This is a genomic window from Ectobacillus funiculus, assembly GCF_004138295.1.
GTDB classification, from domain to species: domain Bacteria; phylum Bacillota; class Bacilli; order Bacillales; family Bacillaceae_G; genus Ectobacillus; species Ectobacillus funiculus.
Genome location: NZ_SCFM01000019.1, coordinates 104360 through 125534, shown reverse-complemented (window position 1 = coordinate 125534; position 21175 = coordinate 104360). Strand labels below are relative to the sequence as shown.

The window sequence follows — 21175 nt, the reverse complement described above, 5'->3', positions numbered from 1 at the left end:
ATTATGATGTACGATATTTTGTCTTTGCAAGAGACAACTACACTTGCCAAGTCTGTAAGAAAAAAGGTAGCATTTTACAAACGCACCATATCATCTATAGAAGCCATGATGGAAGCAATGCAGCATCCAACTTAATTACTGTTTGCACAACTTGCCATACCCATGAGAATCATCAGGAAGGTAACATTCTTTGGAAGTGGATGGTTGAGAAGAAGAAAACCAAACGCTACAAAGAAGGACCCTTTATGAACATCCTTCGTAGAAGGGTATTTGATCAGTATTTAGATGCTCACATTACATATGGCAGCATCACTACACCAAGAAGAAAAGAACTTCAACTGGAAAAAACACATTATCATGATGCCGTTGCGGCTACAGGGATAACAAACATCGAAGAAAATACGGATCATGTTCTCTACATCAAACAATTTAGAAAGAAAAAACGCTCTTTACATGAAGCAACTGCACGTAAGGGCAGAAAAGAGAAGAATAGAACAGCTACACGCAATGAAAAGAATACAAAATCAGTTGGTTCCTGGCATTTGAATGACAAAGTTTGTGTGTTTGGACAAGTTGGTTGGATTAGTGGATTTAGTGGGCAAAGTTGTTATGTGAAAAACATACAAGGAGATTACATTACGGTTCCAGGCAAATCTTATAAACAGGTGAATTTGAGTCGTTTAGAATTGATTTGCCATAATAATAACTGGCAATTCTCAGTTTTGTAGGCTTATGCCTACCGGAAATTCATCCCCCACCTAATCGTTGGGCGATGCCCTTCTCACTCCTTGAGGAGGGGACTTCTTTCCGGGAAATCTGTTAAATGTGTGTACTGCGCCGGGTACTACCAACTCGCGCATCACAACACTGCAGTCTGGAACTACTATTATTATCTCAGAAACAAGAAATGGTTGGTATCACATATCAGCAAACAGTATTTCCGGCTGGGTTTCGGCAGATTATGTACGAATTCTGTAGAATATATTTTATCCAAACAGCATCTTCCATCAGGATGCTGTTTTGCGCTTGTTTTTATAAATGTATACTCTTAGAGACGAGTCTATCTGTTAGTCAAAGGGACATATGCAAGAAATACACGTACTGTAACTTACGCAGAAAATCAGGCAGAAGCCTTGCCTAGCAAACCTTTCATATTCATAAATAAAGCGATATGAAACCCGTTACACATTATAACAAAAACACTAATTTTTCGACGGGACTCGTTAAAGGATCATTCTTCAGAAACGAGGCTTTCACAGAAAACAGCCACAAACCTAAAAAACTCGCTGATTGGCGAGGATAGAGGCATAGCCACACTGAATACTATATCAATAAAATTTCTCGCTATGTCGAATGGTCTCCCGATTAGAAATTTATCCTTTCTTAAAGTGGGAAAAAAGCTCCAGAAATACCGGAGCCTTTTACGTATGAATATCATACTATCTTTTTATTTTTCAATTAAAGTACTTCATGTCCCATAGAACTTGCGCAAAATTGCAAGTCGTTTGCAGTAAAGCATTGCTTGTACGTATTTTTAGTACATCTCATTGGATAATTTGTAGTAGTCCATATCTTGGCTTCAATATTGTTTTTAGAAACTCCAATTTCTCTTTTGCATTATCGGTGGTTATGATATCAACTCCACTATCAATCCTTGTTACGACAGTTTCACCGTTGATTGCTCTTAGTGCCTGCTCCACCCCTATATATCCCATATCATAAGGGTTTTGCGCTACGCTGGCATTTATCCTTCTTGCCTGAATGGATTTTATCATGTCTCTAATGCCATCCGTCCCCACAACAGGAATCTTTAAACCCCTTTTTTCGATTACTTTTAACGCAGCTAGAGTTATGGTGTCATCAGTAGCAAATACACCTTTAATATCAGGATGAGCTTGCAAAATAGATTCCATTACTGACTTCACATTCCCGAATTCATCATATCCAGGCTGTTCCGTGACAATTTCAATTCCGGCAGCTTCTAACGCTTCCTTTGCCCCTGTTACACGTTCACTCGTAACCGTACTGACTGATGTTCCTTCGATAATAGCTATTTGATCTCTAGGATACAGAAGTGAGCCTAATAACTCTCCTGCCTTCTTGCCTAATGTAGAATTATCTGTCCCAATAAAAGTCGTTTGGTCTTTCCATTCAGCGTCCGTGTCTGCAAGCAATACAGGAATGTGTTTTTTGTGATATTCCGCCAATACAGGAATAGCAGCGGATGGCTGACTCGGAGCAACAATAAGTGCATCCGGCTGTTGTTCCAGAACATTTTTCAACATAGCAATCTGTTCTGTGACTCGATATTCGGAAGCAGGTGCTATCACTTTTCCATCTACATCAAAGTCAGCAAATGCCTTATCCGCCCCTGCCTTCATAGATTTCCAATAATCCGTGTTTAAAGATTTCAAAATGACAACAACTTTAGGCCGATCATCTTTTTCAAAAGATTTTCCCATATAGCCGATGAAAGCAGGGAAAAGGATAGCACAAGCCAGAGAGACTATCCAGCTCTTTTTCACAGTTTTTCCTCCCCATAGTGTGGTGCCATAAATCTCCCAAACAAAAACAACCCATTGTTTTTGTTTGCTAATAAATGACCACTGCCGCCTGTGCGGTCAGTGGTCACATAGTCGTTATTTCAAAACATCAAGAATTAGCTACTGCTTCTCTATTAGAAATAGTAATAATGCCTGTTGCTCCTTGTTGTTGTTCCCCTAATTTCTGCAAGTTGAGTTTTTTGTCATCTGTTAAATTTGTAAACACAATCGGCGTCACAATAGAAGGGGCGTTTTGTTGTAAATAAGCACGGTCAATTTTTATAAGCTGTTTACCTTTTTTGATTTTTTGACCAGCCTCGACAAACACCGTAAAGCCTGCACCGCCCAATTTCACTGTATCTAGCCCAATATGAATGAGAATTTCATATCCATCCTTTGTTTTTAAACCAATAGCATGTTTAGTTGGAAAGACATTTACAACCTCACCATCGATTGGCGAAATTAAAATATCATTAGTCGGTTCAATTGCAAAGCCATCTCCCATCATTTTCGATGAGAATACTTCGTCAGGCACATTGCTTAATGGCATAACATTCCCTGAAAAAGGAAGGATAAAGTCATTTTCTCCTAGGTTAGTGATATCTTCCTTACTAGGAACAGAAGCAGTATTCTTTTCTCTAGCAGTCATAGTCTCTTCCCTTACGACCCCACCTTTTGCAAACTGCTTCATTGCCTCTGCAACAAATTGAACGTTCGTTCCTACAATAACTTGCAGGCTTTCTTTATTCAGCTTCATAACACCGCGAGCGCCATGCTTTTTCAACGCTGCTTCATTTACTTTTGTCATATCAGCTATAGTTAAACGCAAACGCGTTGCACAATTGTCTATAGATGTGATATTTTCCCTTCCGCCAAGATCTTCAATAAAATAGGCCCCCATGTCTGTATGTTTATCGCCAGTCTGAATTACCGCCTCATGTCCAGCTTCATCTTCCTCAACTTCCTCTTCACGTCCAGGTGTTTTAATATCAAGCTTTTTAATTAAGAAATAGAAAATTCCAAAATAGAGTACTGCATAGATCACACCAATGAGTAAGATTAATAATGGTTTTTGAGCGATTCCGAAATTTAGAACGTAATCAAGTGCGCCAGCTGAAAACCCAAAGCCATGATGAATACCCAAAGCTACCATAAGCCCCATAGAGATGCCTGTTAAAACAGCATGAATTCCATAAAGCACTGGTGCGGTAAACATAAATAAGAATTCAATCGGTTCTGTAATCCCTGTCAAAAAGGAGGTAAAAGCAAGCCCAATTAACATACCGGCAACTGCTTTTCTTCTTTCTTTTTTCGCTGCGGCAATCATCGCAAAGGCGGCAGCAGGTAATCCAAACATCATGACTGGGAAAAAGCCTGTCATAAAGGTCCCCGCAGTCGGATCCCCTGCAAAAAAGCGATTTAAATCTCCTGTTGCCCCATGATATTCACCAAATACAAACCAAACTAAGCTATTTAGTACGTGATGTAAACCAATTGGAATCAGTAGTCGATTTAATAATCCGAAAATCCCTGCTCCTAATGCCCCTGCCCCCGTAATCCAGTCGCCAAGCGCATTAATGCCCGATTGGATAGGCGGCCAAATAAGACCAAACACTCCAGCTAATATCAACATGACAAGTGACGTGATGATCGGAACAAAACGTTTCCCAGCAAAAAATCCAAGCCATTCAGGAAGCTTCATATCATGAAAACGATTATATAAGACACCGGCAACCGCCCCGGAGATAATCCCCCCGAGAACCGCCATATTAATGTTTTCATTAATAGCAGCCGTTCCTTTTGTGAGTACAAAGTACCCAACTGCTCCCGCAAGTGCCGCTGCGCCATTCCCATCCTTCGCCAACCCAACAGCAATTCCAAGTGCAAATAATAACGCTAGATTTGCAAACACGGCATCTCCCGCTGATGCCATAAATGGAATGTTTAATAGATCTTTTTGTCCTAAACGAAGCAATAATGCTGCCGCTGGTAACACAGCAATCGGTAGCATCAATGCTTTTCCAATCTTTTGTAAGAAGTTCAACATAGATTTTGGCTCCTTTGACGATAATATTGGAAAACGCTTTCCACGAATACATACTAGCATCTATAAATATAGTTGTCTATACCAAATTAAAAGAAAAATATCCCTATAAATAACTCTCTTCCTTTAATCATTACGTTAATCCCTTTAAAAATTCCGGGTTTTTATCTGAATCCGCTTAAAAAAACAACTAAATTGGTATAGACAACTATATTTTATTTGTGTACACTGTAATCAAGCATTTACAAAAATTAAAGGAGCTTAAACGATGTCTAATAGTGAAGAATTTATTATTAGTAATATAACCGTTTATGCAGAAAATCACACGTATGAAAACGGCTATGTCAAAGTAAGCAATGGAAGAATTGTTGAAGTTGGACCTATAAATGAGCTAATAGAGGAAGATACCATTCGGAAAATAACCCTTTCTCCAGGATTCAGTTTACTCCCAGGCATGATTGATGTTCATATTCACGGTGCTGCTGGTGCGGATACCATGGATGCAACCGAAGAAGCGCTAGCAACGATGGCAGCTGCCCTTCCTCAGGAAGGAACAACCAGCTTTCTCGCTACCACAATGACACAAACGAAGAATGCTATCGAAAAAGCATTAACAAATGCGGCGCAATTTATCGAGGAAAAGCAGGCAGCAGGAAAGGCAGAAATAGTAGGCATTCATCTAGAGGGTCCGTTTATTTCCCCAAAACGCGCAGGAGCCCAGCCGCCTGATCACATTATAGAACCTGATCTCGACTTATTTAAAAGATGGCAAGAGCTAGCAAAAGGGCATATTAAGCTTGTTACATTAGCTCCTGAAGAAAAGAATGGTTTAGCATTAACTTCCTACTTAAAACAAACGGGCGTCACAGCCTCAATTGGCCATTCTGATGCAACCTATCAAGAGGTTGATGAAGCAATTCATGCAGGTGCTTCGCATGTTACCCATCTCTTTAACGGCATGCGCGGATTACATCATCGTGAACCAGGGGTCCTTGGTGCCGCATTATTACGCCATGAGCTGTTTACTGAAATCATTGCTGACGGTATTCATGCCAGACCTGAAATGATCCAGCTCGCCTATCAACAAAAAACGAGTAAACGCATGATTTTAATTACAGATTCACTCCGTGCAAAATGCTTAAAAAATGGAACATATGATTTAGGCGGACAAGCAGTACGTGTGGATGATACAAAGGCAACACTCGCAGATGGAACACTCGCAGGCAGTATTTTAAAGATGAAGGATGCAATCAAAAATGTGATTTCTTATACACATTGTGGACTAGAAAATATTATCGAAATGACAGCTGTTAACCCTGCAAAACAATTGAATATTTTTGACCGAAAAGGAAGCATTGCTGTCGGAAAAGATGCAGACTTTGTGATAGTAGATGAGCATTTAGAAGTTGTCATGACATTTTGCCGCGGAAAGCTTGCTTATCAAAAGGAGGAAAAATAATGAAAATTGTTCAAGTGAAAGATTATAAGGAAATGAGCCAAAAGGCTGCTGAGATTATCATTCATAAAGTGAAACAAGAAAATCGGATAAATCTTGGACTGGCAACGGGAGGTACACCAAAAGGCTTATATGAAGCGATAATTGAAGATCATCAAAAAAATGGTACCTCTTATCAACATGTCACAACATTTAATCTAGATGAATACATCGGTTTGAAAGAACAAGATCCAAATAGTTATCACTATTATATGGCAGAGGCTTTATTTAATCATATTGATATCCCAAAATTCCAGACCTACCTTCCAAACGGACTTGCAGCTGATTACAATCATGAGTGTGAGCAGTATGATCGGCTTATTAAAGCGTTAGGCGGTATTGATCTTCAAGTATTAGGAATCGGGCAAAATGGGCATATTGGATTTAACGAGCCAGGAACATCTTTTCAATCAGCTACCCATATCGTTACATTAGAAGAATCGACGCGAAAAGCGAATGCTCGCTATTTTAACACACTAGACGATGTGCCAACACACGCCATTACAATGGGAATCTCCTCCATTATGAACAGTAAGGAAATTTTGCTCTTAATATCAGGGGAAGAAAAAGCAGATGCCATGCAAAAACTACTTCATGGAGAAATAAGTGAGGACTTTCCTGCCTCTGTGTTAAAAAGACATAGTCATGTTACAATTATAGCAGACCAGAAGGCTTTATCAGGTGTGCTGGTAAGCCCCTAAAAGGAGAGAAATAAGCTATGATTGATAAAAGCTCGCCTCTTCCAATCTATTATCAACTGGAAGAACAAATCAAAAAGCAAATTGAAAGCGGTGAGTTACAGCCTGGCGACATGCTTCCATCTGAGCGGGAATATGCGGAGCTCATTAATATCAGCCGTATGACCGTTCGCCAAGCAATGAACAATTTAGTAGATGATGGCTATTTATATCGCCAAAAGGGAAGAGGTACGTTTGTCGCTGAAAAAAAGGTGGAACAAGAGCTTGGCAGTTTAACAAGTTTTACAGAGGATATGAAAGCAAGAGGGCTAGTACCAAGCAGTAAACTGCTGAGTTTCGAAATCGTTCCAGCACCAGAGAAAATCGCCAATCAGCTGCAAATAAAAGAATATGCACCTGTTTATGAAATCAAACGGATTCGTCTTGCCGATCAAGTGCCAATGGCGCTAGAAATTGTGTATGCTTCAGCAAATCTCATTAAGGGATTAACAGAGGAAAAGGTGAACCATTCCTTATATCAATATATCGAAGAACAATTACATCTGAAAATTGGACATGCAGCTCAATCTGTAGAAGCTGCCATTGCATCTGAAACCGAAGGTGAACATTTAAATATTCGTAAAGGATCGCCTATTCTGTTGCTGCAACGCAATACGTATTTAGAGGACGGGACACCGCTTGAATTTGTAAAATCCTCTTATCGAGCGGATCGTTACACATTTACCATTCATATTAAACGACAATGAGGTTATTCATATGCTACAGCTTTATTTTGATGAAATCATAACAGCCATTGAACGCGCCAGGAAGCAAGAGCATACAAAGCTCGTGAAAGCAGCCGAAGAAATCGCGCAATGCATTCAAGCAAACGGTATTGTGCATTTATTTGGCTGCGGGCACTCCCACCTTCTAACAGAAGAAGTATTTTACAGAGCGGGCGGTTTAGCACCTATTCATCCTATCCTTGTTGAGGAATTAATGCTTCATAAAGGAGCTGCCCGCTCATCGCAGCTCGAACGGCAAAATGACTTCGCACAATCATTCATGGAAAACCAAGATATCCGCAAAGATGACATATTCATTGTAATTTCCACTTCTGGAATCAATCCGGTTCCAATTGATGCTGCAAAAATCGCTAAGCAAAAAGGCGCCTTTGTAATTGCGCTCACATCACTTGAATATTCGCAAAGCCGTCCTTCACGGCATAAAAGCGGGCAGCATTTATATGATGCTGCCGATTTAGTAATTGATAATCACGCTCCTAAAGGCGATGCACTTATAACACATGCGGCGCTGCCTATGAAGTTCGGATCTGGCTCTACTATCATAGGAGCCACTATATTGAACAGCATCTTTGTCAAAGCTATTCAAATTATGGCAGATCAGGGCTTCGAGCCTCCCATCTTTTTTAGCGGAAATACTGAGGGAGCTGATCAGCATAATAAAAAATTGATTGAAATATACAAAGAACGTATTCCGTTTCTTTCATAAATAAGCGCTTCCCTTTCTATATAATTGAAGTTCGAAATTAATGGGAATCTTCTATTATGATTGGGGATGCACAAGGCATGAATGCCCTTATTCATGCGGTAAATAATAATATAGGCTGGCATTGGATAACAATAGCTTTTCATTTCGCCATTTGAAAAACTATATAAATTGAATTTAATTCTCACACCTTCTTATTTGATTGACTAAATCATCATTCAAATTACCTTTATAGGGTAATTCTGTATGACTTTGTGCTGCGATGGGATTGCGAGAAAATATTTAGTTCAACTTATATATAAACTCATGCATATTGAAACTACCCCCACCTACTCGCTAATGCTCCTTGAACATATCCCTGTCAAGTAGACAGTGTGAAAAAAGCCTTATTTGCACTATGCACAAACCTGAGTCCTATATTGTACAGGACTCAGGTTTTGTAATTTGATTTGGATTCGTTCTTGGTTATAAAACATGATGTACTGATGCGTGGCATCTATGACTTCCTGTTCCTCTTGAAAATCATGCAGATACATCATTTCTGTCTTGAAATGGCTAAAGAAATTCTCCATACAAGCATTGTCTAAACAATTCCCTTTTCGGGACATACTAGGAGTAAGGTGATGAGCTTTTAAGAGCTCATGGTATTGGCGAGAGGTATACTGGAATCCTTGATCACTATGTAGAATGGTTCCGTCTACCTTTCGTTTTTTTATTGCTTCTTTTACTGTATCTAGGACGAGCTTCAAATTGTTTTGTTTCCCAATCTGATAGGTGATGACTTCATTGTTGAATAAGTCATACATCACAGATAAATACAATCGTTTCCCATTAAACATGAGATAGGTAATGTCTGTCGTCCACTTTTCGTTTGGACGCGACGCTGTAAATTCCCGATTCATCACATTAGAAGATACTACTTTTTGTTCTTGCTGTTTTCCGAAATATCTCTTTTTCTTCCGAATGACCGCTTGTATGTTCAATTCCTTCATCAGACGATAGACTCGCTTATGATTCACACGAAGTCCTTGTGTATGTTGAAGCCAAGCCTGTACACGATAGTAACCATACACCCTCTTTACCCTCGTCTGACACTGGAGAATCAATTCTTTTACCCTTTCATTCTCCTGTTGTCTCTCTGTTTGTCTTCCTTGACGTATCATCCATTTATAGTAACCACTTCTAGATACACCTGATACAAAGCATAATAAAGAAATAGGGTAAGTAGATGCCAATTCTTGAATCAAGGCATAGTAGAGTGCCTTTGATTTACGAGATGTCACCTCCTTTGAAAAGCGAGTAGCTTTTTTAAAAATGCGTTCTCCGCACGAAGTCTTTGAAGCTCTAATTCTTCCGTATGGTTTCCTTTTTCTCTCTGACCCCCTCGAAACTTCTTTGTTTTCCCACGTCTTTCCTCTAGCCCAGCCATTCCTGTTGTTCGATAATTTTTTACCCAAAGGCGAATCGTTTTTGTATCTGGAATCCCAAGTTCTTTACAGATACGTAAATAACCTGAGTTCCCTTCTAAATACATTCTTACCGCTCGTAGTTTAAATTCCTTAGAATAGGTTGTTTTCTTTCCCATCACAAATATCCCTCCTGAATAAACAGTATGGGCTTTTTACCAACTGTCTACTCAAGGGGGATAATATCACCTTGAGGTGGGGGTCTTCTGTCGGAAAATGATAAAATCCATGTGACTAATAAGTGGAACTGTGCGGAACTCTTAGGAAAAGCCGTTACAGTTCCCGCTGCAAATGTCAATATGCGCCGCCCCTTGCCACAGGGCTGACTGAGGCTCTGGTGCCTTTCGTGGCCTTCAAAACCGATTGGGAGGCGCGTGTCTCGTCTCCCGTGGGTTCGATTCCCACGCAGTCCCGCTAATTTTGATAGATAAGGCCTCCTTCCTATACATAAGATACTTCTACTTCCAAAAAACAGGATAACCCACATACAACCACGTTTATTGAACCATGTTTTTTTCATCCTTAGACAGTAATTGTGAGATAATTGTTAAAATTCCCACTACTAATAAACCAACTATAAATAAGTTGTTTGTAATTAAGTTTGCTAGAAAAATATAATTCTGGAGGACTTTATGATTTTAGATGAAACAGTTATCCATTTTTTAACAAAAACAGAACCAATATATATCCACCTTGCTGTCTCCAATTTTGAAGGCCAGTCTTATTCTGTACGCGGATTTGGTTTGAAATGGATTAAGGGGACAGACCATCTTAGTATTTATATACTCAAATCGCAGACAGAGAAAGTCCTCTCCTACATCAAAAATGGAAATAGTATGATAACTTGTTTATTTACAGATGGTTTTTCCAATGAATCCTATCAACTAAAAGGGACTATTATTGGTACGAGAACAGCTTCAATCGAAGATGATCTCGAGTATTTAACCCGTTATCGTAATGGCAGTCTTAAGCTTTTTCCAAAAATGTATTCGAAATTTCCACTTTCACCAGCTCTTTGTGATGTATTTACCTACAAGGTGAAGGAGATATTTATCCAAACTCCTGGTCCATATGCAGGAAGCAGGTACCAAAGGGGGGGAGTTGGGGATGGTTCCTGAAGAGATGAAGCCTGCGCTAATGGGGGTGGTGCCTTCCACTTTAATTACCAGCAGCAAAGCCGGTGTACCAAACATTACAAATATTTCGCGGGTATGGTATGTTGACAGCTCTCATGTCGCCATAGCTAACCACATGCTGAATAAGAGCGTGAAAAATTTAAAGGAAAATCCTTTAGCATTTATTCGAACAATGGATACTGCGACTTTTTCTACCTGGGAGATAGAGGTAGAGTATGTAGGATCGAGGACGGATGGGGAAATTTTCGCTGAAATGAAGAAGCAATATGAAGTCCTCTCGATAATGCTCGAAACGGCGATACCGATTAAAGTAAATAGTGCCGAGCTATTCCGTGTCAGGTCCGCCCGTGTTTGCGAAGAAGAGAATAGCCATCTGTTATCACCTGCGGATTTATATACTCTCCTTTTAGAGCAGTTAGAGCTGAAATTAGGCTGGGATGTATCTGCTGTGTGGATAGTCGAGGAGCCCTCAAACAATTTACAGCTCGCAGCACTTAGAGGATTGGATGAGGAATCCGCCGCACAACTGCTTAAGCGTGTAGCCCAATGGTCTGTTCAACAGGAAAAGCCAGTACGCATTTTTAATATTCGCTCACAATATCAATATGCAATTACTACCTTCCTTCATCAAGAGGATGATAAAAAGAGCTTTTCACATCAGGATTACAGGAATGTAAACCATAACTATATAGCTATGCCAATTATAGGAGAAGATGAAAAGGTTATTGCTGTAATTTGTAGTCAAAGTAATGATTCCCAAGGATTTAGTCATTTTAATGAGGAAATATTATTGGTTGTCTCAAAATTTCTATCCAAACTTATTGAGAGACTCCCCAGGCTTCAAGACCAAATCGAACGAATACGAGCCACTGAACAAGAATTAGAACGGATTCATTTAGAAGTTTCAAAACGAAAAGGCGAGATAAAAACACATTTGAGTCCCCGTGAATTACAGGTATCTCTCCTAATAGCAAGGGGCCTATCAAATGACGAAATTGCAAAAGCTCTATTTTTAAGTAAACGGACAATCACGACACATTTAGAACGCATTTATCAAAAATTAGAGATTAATTCCCGTGCTGCATTAGCAAGCTATGTTATCGAGAATGGTCTTTCAGACTCTTCCAAGTAAAATTACGTATTTCAACCGATATTTTAAATGTTTTACACCACCTATTATAAGTTTAAGACTTATGAATAGGTGGTGTTTTTTGATGAAATGGCTTGTATTGTTGCATGTAATATCAGCAGTCGTTGGGCTGGGCCCTGCATATTCTTTTCCTCTGATTCTAAAAAAGGAAAAGTCTCTAACGGAAGTAAAAAGGATGGTGGATTTGGTAGCTCGTTTAGAAGTTCTTCCAAAAATGTTTGGAGGCTTAACCCTAATTTCCGGGCTGCTGTTAGTTTGGCTTGGTAACTATGGGACATTTTTTACGTTGTGGATTGGTGGAGCATTGGTTCTATTCATTCTAGCCGAAATAGTTATCATTGGTTATTTAACACCAGCAGCTAAAAGGCTTTCCATCTTATTATCAGAGTTATGTAAACAAGGTGAAACTAAAACAAATGAGCATTCGTTGGCATTGTTAGCTAAGGTGCGAAATTATCATATTACTTCCTGTGTGATTGTATTAGTCATTATTGCACTTATGGTAATAAAACCAGTATAAGGTGGGGAAATAATGAATTGTTGGACAGAGCAATATTTAAATTACTTGGGTTTAGAGAAAAGAGAACCTAATTATGTTTATTTACTACGTCTAATCGAAGCACATTTGCAGCGGGTTCCATTCGAAGTCATCAGTAAATACCATTATTACACTTCGAAGAATAGGCATGATTTAATTCCAACTAAAGAAGAATATCTTGAAACCTTACTTAAAAGAGGATGGGGAGGCAATTGTTATATTCTCAATATTCATTTTGGTAATTTACTCCAATCCCTGGGATTTGAGGCAGAGTACGTCCGTGCCAGAGGTGGAAATAATCATCTCGCCTTGATGGTTACCGTCGAGGATAAAGTATATTATACCGATGTCGGTTATATGGCGCCATTATTTGAACCCCTTCTCATTGAAAAGGAACCTTACTTAGTCGGCTGTGGTGAAGAAATCATTATTAAACGGAAAAATAATCGGGAATACTTGATTGATAGAAGGACAGGAGGGCAAAGCTTCGTTACGAAAATAATTGAATGGTTTCCTGTAGAACTTGAGAGTTTTCGTGAGGATATCATCCATTCACACCGGGATGAAGATGAAAATCCTTTTATGAGAAGGATTGTAGCAACAATATTTAAGGACCGTGTCAGCTATGCAGTAATGAATTCTAAATTAATTATAAAATCCAACACAAGCATCCAAGTCAAGGACTATGAGGATAAAAATAGCTGGCTCGAGATGATGGAAATAACCTTCAATCTTCAAAAGCAGGATTTAGAATTCGCTTTAAACTTCTTAGAAAAACGAAGCGTACAGTTGTTTATTTAAAGAAAACTCGCTGATTGGCGAGCTGTTAGGCGAAGCCAGAAGCGTAGTTGCCCTTATACTCTACGTCGAATTGCCTTCCAGCTAGAAATTTATGCTTTCTTAAAGTGTAAAAAGTAGAAAAAGGTGTAAGGCAACATTACTAACCTACACCTTTTTCCATTCTCAATGATAAAAATTAATGCCCTGATTTCACATGATCAACATGCTTCACATGCTTAGCATTCATACCGATAAATACTACTGAAATCATAACAAACACTGCACCTACAATAAATGGAACCTGCGAATTGTACCATTCTGCTAATTTACCTGCAAGAAAGGGAGCTATAGCTCCTCCAATGAAGCGTAAAAAGCTATATGCAGCCGATGCAGTCGCCCGTTCAACAGGAGCTGCATTCATCACAGCGGTTGTAATGAGTGTATTATTATTTCCCAATAATGCCCCAGCTAAAATAACCGCGGTGATAACGACCCATTGCGTAGATGTCCAAATACCCATAGCAACTAGCAACAGCGCAAACAAGGTCAACATCGCACACATCGATTTAATGGTTCCAAACCATTGCTGAAGTTTGGGAGCCATGAAGACCGAAGTAACAGCCAGCAGTATTCCCCAGCCCAAAAATACATAACCAAGTCCATGTTCATCTAACCCCATTACAAAAGGAGCGTAAGCCAGCAAGGTGAAAAATCCAAAGTTGTATAGGGCGGCTGCAATACCGAAGACTAAGAGTGAACGATGCTTCAAAGCACGGAACGGGTCCAATAGAGATATTTTTGATTTTACCGTGTTTTTAGTATTAGATCTTGGCATCAATACAATAAGGCCAATGAAAGCAACTACCATTAGTGTAGCAACCCCAAGAAATGGACCTCTCCATGACATAGCACCCAGCCAGCCGCCAAGAAGCGGTCCTACTGAAATCCCGAGCCCAATCGCTGCTTCATACAAAATAATCGCCTTCGCAGTTCCGCTGTTTGAAAGCGACACAATAGCAGCTAAAGACGTTGCAACAAACAGTGCATTCCCTAATCCCCAGCCGCCTCGCAAGCCTACAAGTGCCCAGATATCGTTCGAAACTCCTCCGAGTGCTGAAAATAAAGCAATAATGACGATACCGGCAAGCAGTGTCCACTTGATTCCAAGTCTCGACGAAACTGCACCAGTAATCAGCATTGCTACCGCCATAACCGCATTATAGCTCGTAAACAATAAGGTCACCTCACTATGCGAGGCATGCAAGTTTTCAGCAATAGCTGGTAAGATCGGGTCAACAAGCCCCAGTCCCATGAAGGCAATAATACACGCGAAAAAAACAGCCCATACAGCCTTAGGCTGCTTTAAAAGACTCGCTTCTTCAGTTTTTATTTTTGATGCACCTGATACTATATTTTGAGTGGTAGACGACATCTACTCTCATCTCCTTAGTTTAAATTTATCGTAAGGCATTCATTTTTTTGCTACATTATGGATTTGAATGACTGCCTGATTACATCGCCGCGGCTAATGATCCCAACCAAGACACCGTTACGCTCAACCGGCAATTTTTTAATTTGTTTTTTTCCTAGGATAGAGGCAATATCCTCAATTTCTGCATCCCATGAAACTGTAATTACCTTTCTTTTCGCAATTTGCAGCACATTCAAATTCAGCAATTCCTTTGCTCGCTCTTCAAACTCCACATCATCGCCCTTGATTGTGACAACATGATAAAAGAAGTCAAGGATCCTATCCTCGTGCTTGCCGATATATCGCATAATATCCCCATCGCTTACATAAGCAACGATTTCGTTTCTGTCATTGACTACAGGAAGACCGCTAATACGATGCTCAATAAATCTTTCAATAACAGACCGTACAGTGTCATCCTCCTTTACTTTATAAACAGGACTAATCATAATTTCATGAGCCTTCATCACTATTCCCCCTAGCCTATATTGCCTACCCGCTCAGAAACAAGTTGTATAATGAAAGTATATAATTGTATTATACAACTATAAACTAAAGTGTCAATGGGCCCTTCATTAAGGGGCACAACTTACAAAAACAAAGATAATTGTGCTATCATAAGGCATAGAAAATACGGATAATAGCGAGGTAGTGAAATCATGGATGAACATGCATTGGAAACCATTGAGCTTGAAATGGCGATTCTCCTTCGCCGTGCCACATCGATTACAACCTCTAAAAAAATCGGCAATCTCGATCGGTCCGCCTATCTTTTGTTACACCAAATAGCCTCTCATGGATCCGCTGGAGTAAAGGCTTTGGCGGATGAATTCCATTTAGATATTTCCACCGTAAGCAGGCAGGCTGCTGCTCTAGAGCAAAAAGGATATGTGTATAGAGTGCCGGATCCATTGGACGGTAGGGCCTATTCCCTGCAAATAACAGATTTAGGAAAGAAGGAATTAAATGAATACAAGCAAGCACGACTTGTAAGATTTGAAGAACTTCTGAAAGACTGGTCTGATGAAGAGCGAGAGGTATTCGGGCAGCTTTTAAAAAAGTTCAATCGTACGTTCATATAAAGTTTCTAATAAAACAATCCTTCTGTATGACAATTAAGAGAATGCCCAAGCTATAGATAACTACCTACGGTAAAAGGGTATCAATATGAGCATCTACTTAAATCAATTGCTGGCGGCTGACAGTTCGTAGAGGCAGATCAAATGAATGTAAGAAAAGAGCAGTCTGCCATATACAGACTGCTCTTTTCTCGGGAAATAATTATCCCGAAATATCTTGGTTGTTATTTTTACGCATCTCTTGATTTCTATCAAATGGAAACCAATTTGCCCGTCCGAAAACTTTCACCATTACCGGGACAAAGAATGGCAGGAAAACGAATGCATACAATACAAGTCCAGCCAAGACAATGGTCGCAATTTGAGCGAGGGACAAGACACCTGCCGGATACATTGCTGCAAATGTTCCTCCCAAGATAATAACAGCGGAGAAAATTACTGTTCCCATGTTTCGCATTGCTGTTAAAATTGCTTCTCCTACTGGCATCTCTTTGTACTCATTAAAGCGATCCATCAAGAAAATGCTGTAATCAACGCCAAGTGCCATCAGAAGCACAAAGCCAAAGAACGGCATTGTCCAGTTGATGCCATCGTAGCCGAGAATGTCTACGAAAATTACTTCATTGATCGCCAATGAGCTGTAGAAGCAAAGCAGGAGCGATACAACTAAGTAAAGAGGCATAACGATAGAACGAAGCAGAATAATTAAAATAATCGAAACACCGATAATCATGTAAATGACTGTTTGCGAGTAATCTTTGTCAGAAGCAGCAAGCATATCGGAGGAAGATGCTGACATACCGGATACCCCGTAATTTGCACCTTTTAACTCAGTTCTGGCAATTGCCCGTTCTACAGTTGTTTTCACCTCACGCGACGCTCTCAATGCTTGGTCAGAATATGGATTGTGTTTTAAAACTACTTCAAACTTTGCAACCTTTTTATCAGTTGATAAGTAACGGTCAAATACTTGCTGGAAGTCGCTGCTTTCAAGCGCCTCACTTGGTACATAAAAACCGCTCATTTCCGGATCAGTATTATTTGTCAGCTTTCCTAGGTAATCCTGTGCGGAGCCGAGTCCTTTGGATACTTCCTGTAAGCCCTCCACACTTTGACCAAGTCCATCCGTTAGAGATTCTAGCTGGGAGGCCATTGCCGCAAAGCCTTTCTGCGCTTGGCGTTGGCCGTTCTCGATTTGGGATAGACCGTTTGAGAATTCTGGAAGCTTGCTGACAACCTGGCCTTGCCCATCAGCTGCCTGACCAATCCCTGTTTCTAAAGCAGCCGCGCCCTTCTCAAGCTCTGCCAAACCAGCAAGCAAGGCCTTTTGACCCTCTGCAGCCTGCTCCATTTGCTGGCTCCCAGCACTTACACCTGCAGCTGCAGCGCTAATTCCTTGATTTAGTTGCTTCAAATTGATAATCAAGCTTTCAGTACCTTGCGTTGTGCCCATTACAGCCTTTTTAATCATTTCATAATTTGGATCAGTAACAAAGGAAGCATAATCCGGGTTCCTCTCAAGTGCAGCAAAGCCGGCATCTTCTTTCAGTACTGCATTAAGCCCAACGGAAAGCTGCTCTAATCCGCCTTCTATGCCTGTATAGCCGTTGCTCAAATTCTGCAGGCCGCTTGCTAGCTTGTTATACTCCTCAATCATTTGTGCGGTACTACCGCTTGATTGTTGGATTTGTGCCTGAATTTGAGCCAAGCCCTCTCTTAGCTTTCCAGCACCGATAGAGCCGTCGCGCATTCCCGATTCAAGCTGAGATAGCGCATCCTGTATTTGAGTGAAGCCATCCCGCAGCTCCTTCGTACCGTCAGCCAGATTGCCGATACCTGTTACTGCTGCATCAAGCTGCGGTTCAGAGGAGGCAAGGGATACCTTCGCTTGATCTAAACCGTCACCAATCTGGTTAATGCCGTTGGCGCCCTCACCAAGGCCATCCTGTAATGTTTTGGCTTGATCCGCAACCGTAAATTCCTTCACCGGCTCGCCAAGCGGCCGCGTTGCGCTTCGCACCTTGTCCACTGCAGAAATGCCCGCCAGTTCACGGCTTACCTTTTCAATCGCCGCTAAGCCCTCTGCAGAATCTAAGTTTTTCTCGCTTTCAATGACAACCTGTACCGGCATGACTTCACCCGGTCCGAAGCTGTCCGCAATCGTATTAAAGCCCTTTACAGATTCGTAGCTTTCACCGATTTCACTTAATGAGTTAAATGATAGCTTGCCATTATAGCTTACAAGAAGCGGTACAACAATAATCGCTACAAACAAAAGGGCACGAAACGGCTTGCTTAATGAAAATTGTCCAAGCGCTCCCCACATTTTGCTTTCGCCGTGACCGCCAACAGACTTGGTTGGCCAAAATAGGCGCGGCCCGAGCACCGCCATAAAGAACGGCACAATCGTTACAAACGCTACAAGCAAAACAGCAATCCCAATCGCCACACCTGTTGCGGAGCGGTATAAGGAAAACTGTGAAAGGCCGATCGATGCAAACCCAATCAAAACAGCAAGGGCACTGAAAAATACCGTTCTTCCTGCTGTTTGATAGGTGCGAATAATTGCCTCCATTACTGTCTCATGCCGCGGCAATTCTTCTTTAAAGCGGCTCAGCAGCAAGATGCAGTAATCTGTTCCAATTCCAAACAATACGGCCACCATAAAGATTTGCGTAAAGTTTGAAAGCGGAAAGTTAAACCACTTTACTAAATATGCTACAATTGCAGCGCTTGCTGCATACGAAATCCCCACCGTAATAAGAGGAATGAGTGGTGCAATAGCAGAACGAAATACGAGAACCAATACAAGCAGAATGAATACAACAGTAATTTTCTCTGTTTTATGTAATCCATTTTGCGAACTAACGACAACATCTTCCCCAATAAAGCTCTCGCCGGTTAAGTAATGCTCTACCTTCGTTTTTCCAATTGCCTTCTGTAATTCCTCACGTACTTCTCCGGCAGTTCGTTTCTTTGGCTCTATCGAAATGGGTGTTAAGATTGTTTTATTATCCTCGGAGACAACCTGCTTTTTCACTTCTTCACTATCTAAATATGTGGTTATCTCGGTAATCCCGAGCTTTTCCTTTTCATCCTTTAAAGTATTAAGTACCTTGTTAATCTCTGCCTTATCTTGTTCACTAATCCCTTGCTTGTCATGGAACACAAGAACAGCGGAGATACTATTTTTCTCTTCTGAATTATGTCTCTGCAAAATTTCTTTTGCATTTACTGAGGAATAGCCTTTCGGGACTGTAATACCGCCTTTATCACGAACGAGCTGCTCCATACTAGGCTGAAAGCCAAGCAGCACAGCCAAAAGGACAATCCAGAAGAAGAGGAAAAACCATCGAAGCTTGAGTAATATTCGCATCGCCTGTTACTTCCCTTCTTTCTCTTGAATAATATTCCAAATCCTTTCATAAACCGAGATAAAACTTTCCAATTCTTCTTCTTCTAATTCATCTAGATACGTTCTAACAAACTGACGCAAATTTTCTTGCCCTGCCTGCAGCACCTGCTCTGCATCTTCCGTTGCCTGAAGCAGGATAACGCGACGATCCTGGGAATCCGGCTGGCGTGTGACGTAGCCCTTCGCAACCAAGCGGTCCACCATTGCCGTGGTAGCACTGCGGTTCACACAATTCCATTCCGATAGCAAACTTGACGTACAAGGACCACGCTCCTTAATAAGACGAAGTGTAAAAAATTGCTCAGCTGTAATATCATCGCTCAGCTGCTCCGCAAACAACGCATGAATTTTACGATTTGCAAACACGAAGATGTCTTCATAACGGCGAATCAGACTGTCGATTTTGTTCGGGTTCACTGTTCTCCTCTCCTTTTTGTTCAATTATGAAATAGTTCAACAGTTGAACTACTTTTCCTAAGTATAAAATAAAAATAAAAACGGTTCAATAAGAAAAGCCTTCCCTGCAAATCATTTCTTATTTCATATCTTTTTTAGTACAATAAGGGGAACCCATTTTTTTACATAAAGGAGAGTGCCTATGTCATTCGAAACATATTTGGAAAAGTATGCTGACTTAGCAGTAAGAGTAGGCGTAAATATTCAAAAGGGACAAACTTTACAAATCAATGCGCCGATTGCAGCTCTGGACTTCGTTCGCCTTGCTGCGAAAAAGGCATATGAAGCTGGCGCAAAGCATGTGTATGTAGATTGGACAGACGAGGTACTTACACGCACAAAATACGATTTAGCTCCCGATGAGGCGTTTCTTGAGTTTCCAGCATGGAAAGCACGGGCAAATGAAGAATTGGCAGAGCAGGGCGCAGCCTTTTTATCCATTCATGCAGTAAATCCGGATTTGCTAAAAGGGGTGTCTTCAGAGCGAATCGCTAATACGACAAAAGCAACAGGCCAGGCATTGGAAACATTCCGCCGTTATATCCAATCTGACAAAGTGAGCTGGACTGTTCTTGCTGTTCCAACAAAGGAATGGGCAGCGAAGGTATTCCCAGAGGCAGAGGAAGAAGAACAGATAGCTAAGCTATGGGATGCGATTTTTTATGCAACGCGTGTGAACCTAGACAATCCGGTACAAGCGTGGCGTGAGCATCGCGCTCATTTGCAAGGCAAGGTTGATTATCTCAATCAAAAGCACTATACAGCTTTACACTATACAGCACCAGGCACTAATTTGACAGTGGAGCTTGCAGAGAAGCATCTATGGGTCGGCGGCGGCAGCGAAAATGAAAATGGCATACCGTTTATTGCAAACATCCCGACTGAAGAAGTATTTACAGTGCCCCTAAAAACCGGTGTGAACGGATATGTAACAAGCACAAAGCCATTAAATTATGGCGGTAATGTAATCAATAACTTTACCTTAACCTTTAAAAACGGCCGAATTGTTGAGATTAAAGCTGAAACGGGTGAGGAAATATTAAAGCAACTTATTGATACTGACGAAGGCTCTCACTATTTAGGAGAGGTTGCGCTCGTGCCGCACAAGTCACCGATTTCCGATACGAATATTATCTTTTACAATACATTATTTGATGAAAATGCATCGTGCCATTTTGCAATCGGAAGCGCTTATGCCTTTAACCTAGAAGGGGGAAAAACGATGGCAAAAGAGGAGCTTGAGAAAAATGGCGCCAATACGAGCATTACACACGTAGATTTTATGATAGGCTCTGCAGAATTAAGCATTGATGGCATCACACAGGACGGGAAGCGTGAGCCTGTATTACGTAATGGAAACTGGGCATTGTAAAGAAAACTCGCTGATTGGCCAACTGTTAAGCAAAGACAAAAGCA

Annotated in this window: 20 protein-coding genes and 1 tRNA gene; 13 read left to right on the top strand and 8 right to left on the bottom strand. The window is 40.8% G+C overall.

Annotated elements, in window-relative coordinates:
* Together EP737_RS14650 and EP737_RS26915 are read left to right on the top strand one after the other, a co-directional pair.
* Window positions 1-728: HNH endonuclease (locus tag EP737_RS14650; protein ID WP_165350808.1), on the top strand; the 728-nt coding region annotated here is incomplete at its 5' end.
* A 97-nt stretch (window positions 729-825) separates the two neighbouring features.
* On the top strand, window positions 826-978 hold the full coding sequence (locus EP737_RS26915) for an SH3 domain-containing protein (protein WP_165350807.1): 153 nt from the start codon (window positions 826-828) through the stop codon (window positions 976-978).
* A 566-nt stretch (window positions 979-1544) separates the two neighbouring features.
* Here EP737_RS26915 and EP737_RS14640 read toward each other — a convergent pair.
* Together EP737_RS14640 and nagE are read right to left on the bottom strand one after the other, a co-directional pair.
* The gene (locus EP737_RS14640; RefSeq protein ID WP_129728712.1) at window positions 1545-2525 is read right to left on the bottom strand and encodes a sugar ABC transporter substrate-binding protein; all 981 of its coding nucleotides are present in this window, start codon (window positions 2523-2525) and stop codon (window positions 1545-1547) included.
* Window positions 2526-2652: 127 nt separating this feature from the next.
* Window positions 2653-4590 carry an N-acetylglucosamine-specific PTS transporter subunit IIBC gene (gene nagE, locus EP737_RS14635; RefSeq protein WP_129728711.1) on the bottom strand — a complete coding sequence of 646 codons (1938 nt, stop codon included), beginning with the start codon at window positions 4588-4590 and terminating at the stop codon, window positions 2653-2655.
* 265 nt (window positions 4591-4855) lie between these two features.
* On the opposite strand from nagE, the gene nagA reads away from it, so the two are divergent.
* Genes nagA through EP737_RS14615 form a run of 4 tightly spaced genes read left to right on the top strand, consistent with a single transcriptional unit; the run spans window position 4856 to window position 8271 of the window.
* Window positions 4856-6046, top strand: coding sequence for an N-acetylglucosamine-6-phosphate deacetylase (gene nagA, locus EP737_RS14630; protein ID WP_129728710.1), 1191 nt, complete (start codon window positions 4856-4858; stop codon window positions 6044-6046).
* Window positions 6046-6783 (top strand): glucosamine-6-phosphate deaminase, encoded by a 738-nt coding sequence (gene nagB / locus EP737_RS14625; RefSeq protein WP_129728709.1) that lies wholly within the window; start codon window positions 6046-6048, stop codon window positions 6781-6783. The genes nagA and nagB overlap by 1 nt, the downstream gene beginning before the upstream one ends.
* Before the next feature lie 17 nt (window positions 6784-6800).
* The gene (locus EP737_RS14620; RefSeq protein ID WP_129728708.1) at window positions 6801-7526 is read left to right on the top strand and encodes a GntR family transcriptional regulator; all 726 of its coding nucleotides are present in this window, start codon (window positions 6801-6803) and stop codon (window positions 7524-7526) included.
* A 10-nt stretch (window positions 7527-7536) separates the two neighbouring features.
* Window positions 7537-8271: an SIS domain-containing protein gene (locus EP737_RS14615; protein WP_129728707.1), complete on the top strand. Its 735-nt coding sequence runs from the start codon at window positions 7537-7539 to the stop codon at window positions 8269-8271.
* Between the two features lie 392 nt (window positions 8272-8663).
* Here the strand turns inward: EP737_RS14615 and EP737_RS14610 are convergent, their stop codons facing one another.
* Together EP737_RS14610 and EP737_RS14605 are read right to left on the bottom strand one after the other, a co-directional pair.
* Entirely contained in the window at window positions 8664-9551 is an 888-nt protein-coding gene (locus tag EP737_RS14610) for an IS3 family transposase (protein WP_165350806.1), read from the bottom strand.
* Window positions 9548-9853: a transposase gene (locus tag EP737_RS14605; protein ID WP_129728705.1), complete on the bottom strand. Its 306-nt coding sequence runs from the start codon at window positions 9851-9853 to the stop codon at window positions 9548-9550. Before EP737_RS14605 ends, EP737_RS14610 begins: the two co-directional genes overlap by 4 nt.
* Window positions 9854-10052: 199 nt before the next feature.
* On the opposite strand from EP737_RS14605, the gene EP737_RS25645 reads away from it, so the two are divergent.
* The 5 genes from EP737_RS25645 (at window position 10053) to EP737_RS14585 (ending at window position 13359) form a co-directional block, all read left to right on the top strand.
* Window positions 10053-10148, top strand: a tRNA-Sec gene (locus EP737_RS25645).
* Window positions 10149-10366: 218 nt separating this feature from the next.
* The gene (locus tag EP737_RS14600; RefSeq protein ID WP_129728704.1) at window positions 10367-10852 is read left to right on the top strand and encodes a hypothetical protein; all 486 of its coding nucleotides are present in this window, start codon (window positions 10367-10369) and stop codon (window positions 10850-10852) included.
* The gene (locus EP737_RS14595) at window positions 10842-12002 is read left to right on the top strand and encodes a LuxR C-terminal-related transcriptional regulator (RefSeq protein WP_165350805.1); all 1161 of its coding nucleotides are present in this window, start codon (window positions 10842-10844) and stop codon (window positions 12000-12002) included. The genes EP737_RS14600 and EP737_RS14595 overlap by 11 nt, the downstream gene beginning before the upstream one ends.
* An 82-nt stretch (window positions 12003-12084) precedes the next feature.
* On the top strand, window positions 12085-12540 hold the full coding sequence (locus EP737_RS14590; protein ID WP_165350804.1) for a DUF2269 family protein: 456 nt from the start codon (window positions 12085-12087) through the stop codon (window positions 12538-12540).
* 12 nt (window positions 12541-12552) lie between these two features.
* Window positions 12553-13359, top strand: coding sequence for an arylamine N-acetyltransferase (locus tag EP737_RS14585; RefSeq protein WP_129728701.1), 807 nt, complete (start codon window positions 12553-12555; stop codon window positions 13357-13359).
* A gap of 175 nt (window positions 13360-13534) precedes the next feature.
* Here the strand turns inward: EP737_RS14585 and EP737_RS14580 are convergent, their stop codons facing one another.
* Entirely contained in the window at window positions 13535-14770 is a 1236-nt protein-coding gene (locus EP737_RS14580; protein WP_129728700.1) for an MFS transporter, read from the bottom strand.
* Between the two features lie 50 nt (window positions 14771-14820).
* Window positions 14821-15276 carry a CBS domain-containing protein gene (locus tag EP737_RS14575; protein ID WP_129728699.1) on the bottom strand — a complete coding sequence of 152 codons (456 nt, stop codon included), beginning with the start codon at window positions 15274-15276 and terminating at the stop codon, window positions 14821-14823.
* A gap of 192 nt (window positions 15277-15468) precedes the next feature.
* On the opposite strand from EP737_RS14575, the gene EP737_RS14570 reads away from it, so the two are divergent.
* Window positions 15469-15891 carry a MarR family winged helix-turn-helix transcriptional regulator gene (locus tag EP737_RS14570; RefSeq protein ID WP_129728698.1) on the top strand — a complete coding sequence of 141 codons (423 nt, stop codon included), beginning with the start codon at window positions 15469-15471 and terminating at the stop codon, window positions 15889-15891.
* A gap of 199 nt (window positions 15892-16090) precedes the next feature.
* Here EP737_RS14570 and EP737_RS14565 read toward each other — a convergent pair whose 3' ends face one another.
* On the bottom strand, window positions 16091-19264 hold the full coding sequence (locus EP737_RS14565) for an MMPL family transporter (protein WP_129728697.1): 3174 nt from the start codon (window positions 19262-19264) through the stop codon (window positions 16091-16093).
* A 6-nt stretch (window positions 19265-19270) separates the two neighbouring features.
* Window positions 19271-19720, bottom strand: coding sequence for a MarR family winged helix-turn-helix transcriptional regulator (locus EP737_RS14560; protein WP_165350803.1), 450 nt, complete (start codon window positions 19718-19720; stop codon window positions 19271-19273).
* Between the two features lie 181 nt (window positions 19721-19901).
* Here EP737_RS14560 and EP737_RS14555 point away from each other — a divergent pair, with 181 nt between their 5' ends.
* The gene (locus EP737_RS14555) at window positions 19902-21131 is read left to right on the top strand and encodes an aminopeptidase (protein WP_129728695.1); all 1230 of its coding nucleotides are present in this window, start codon (window positions 19902-19904) and stop codon (window positions 21129-21131) included.
* Window positions 21132-21175: the final 44 nt, after the last annotated feature.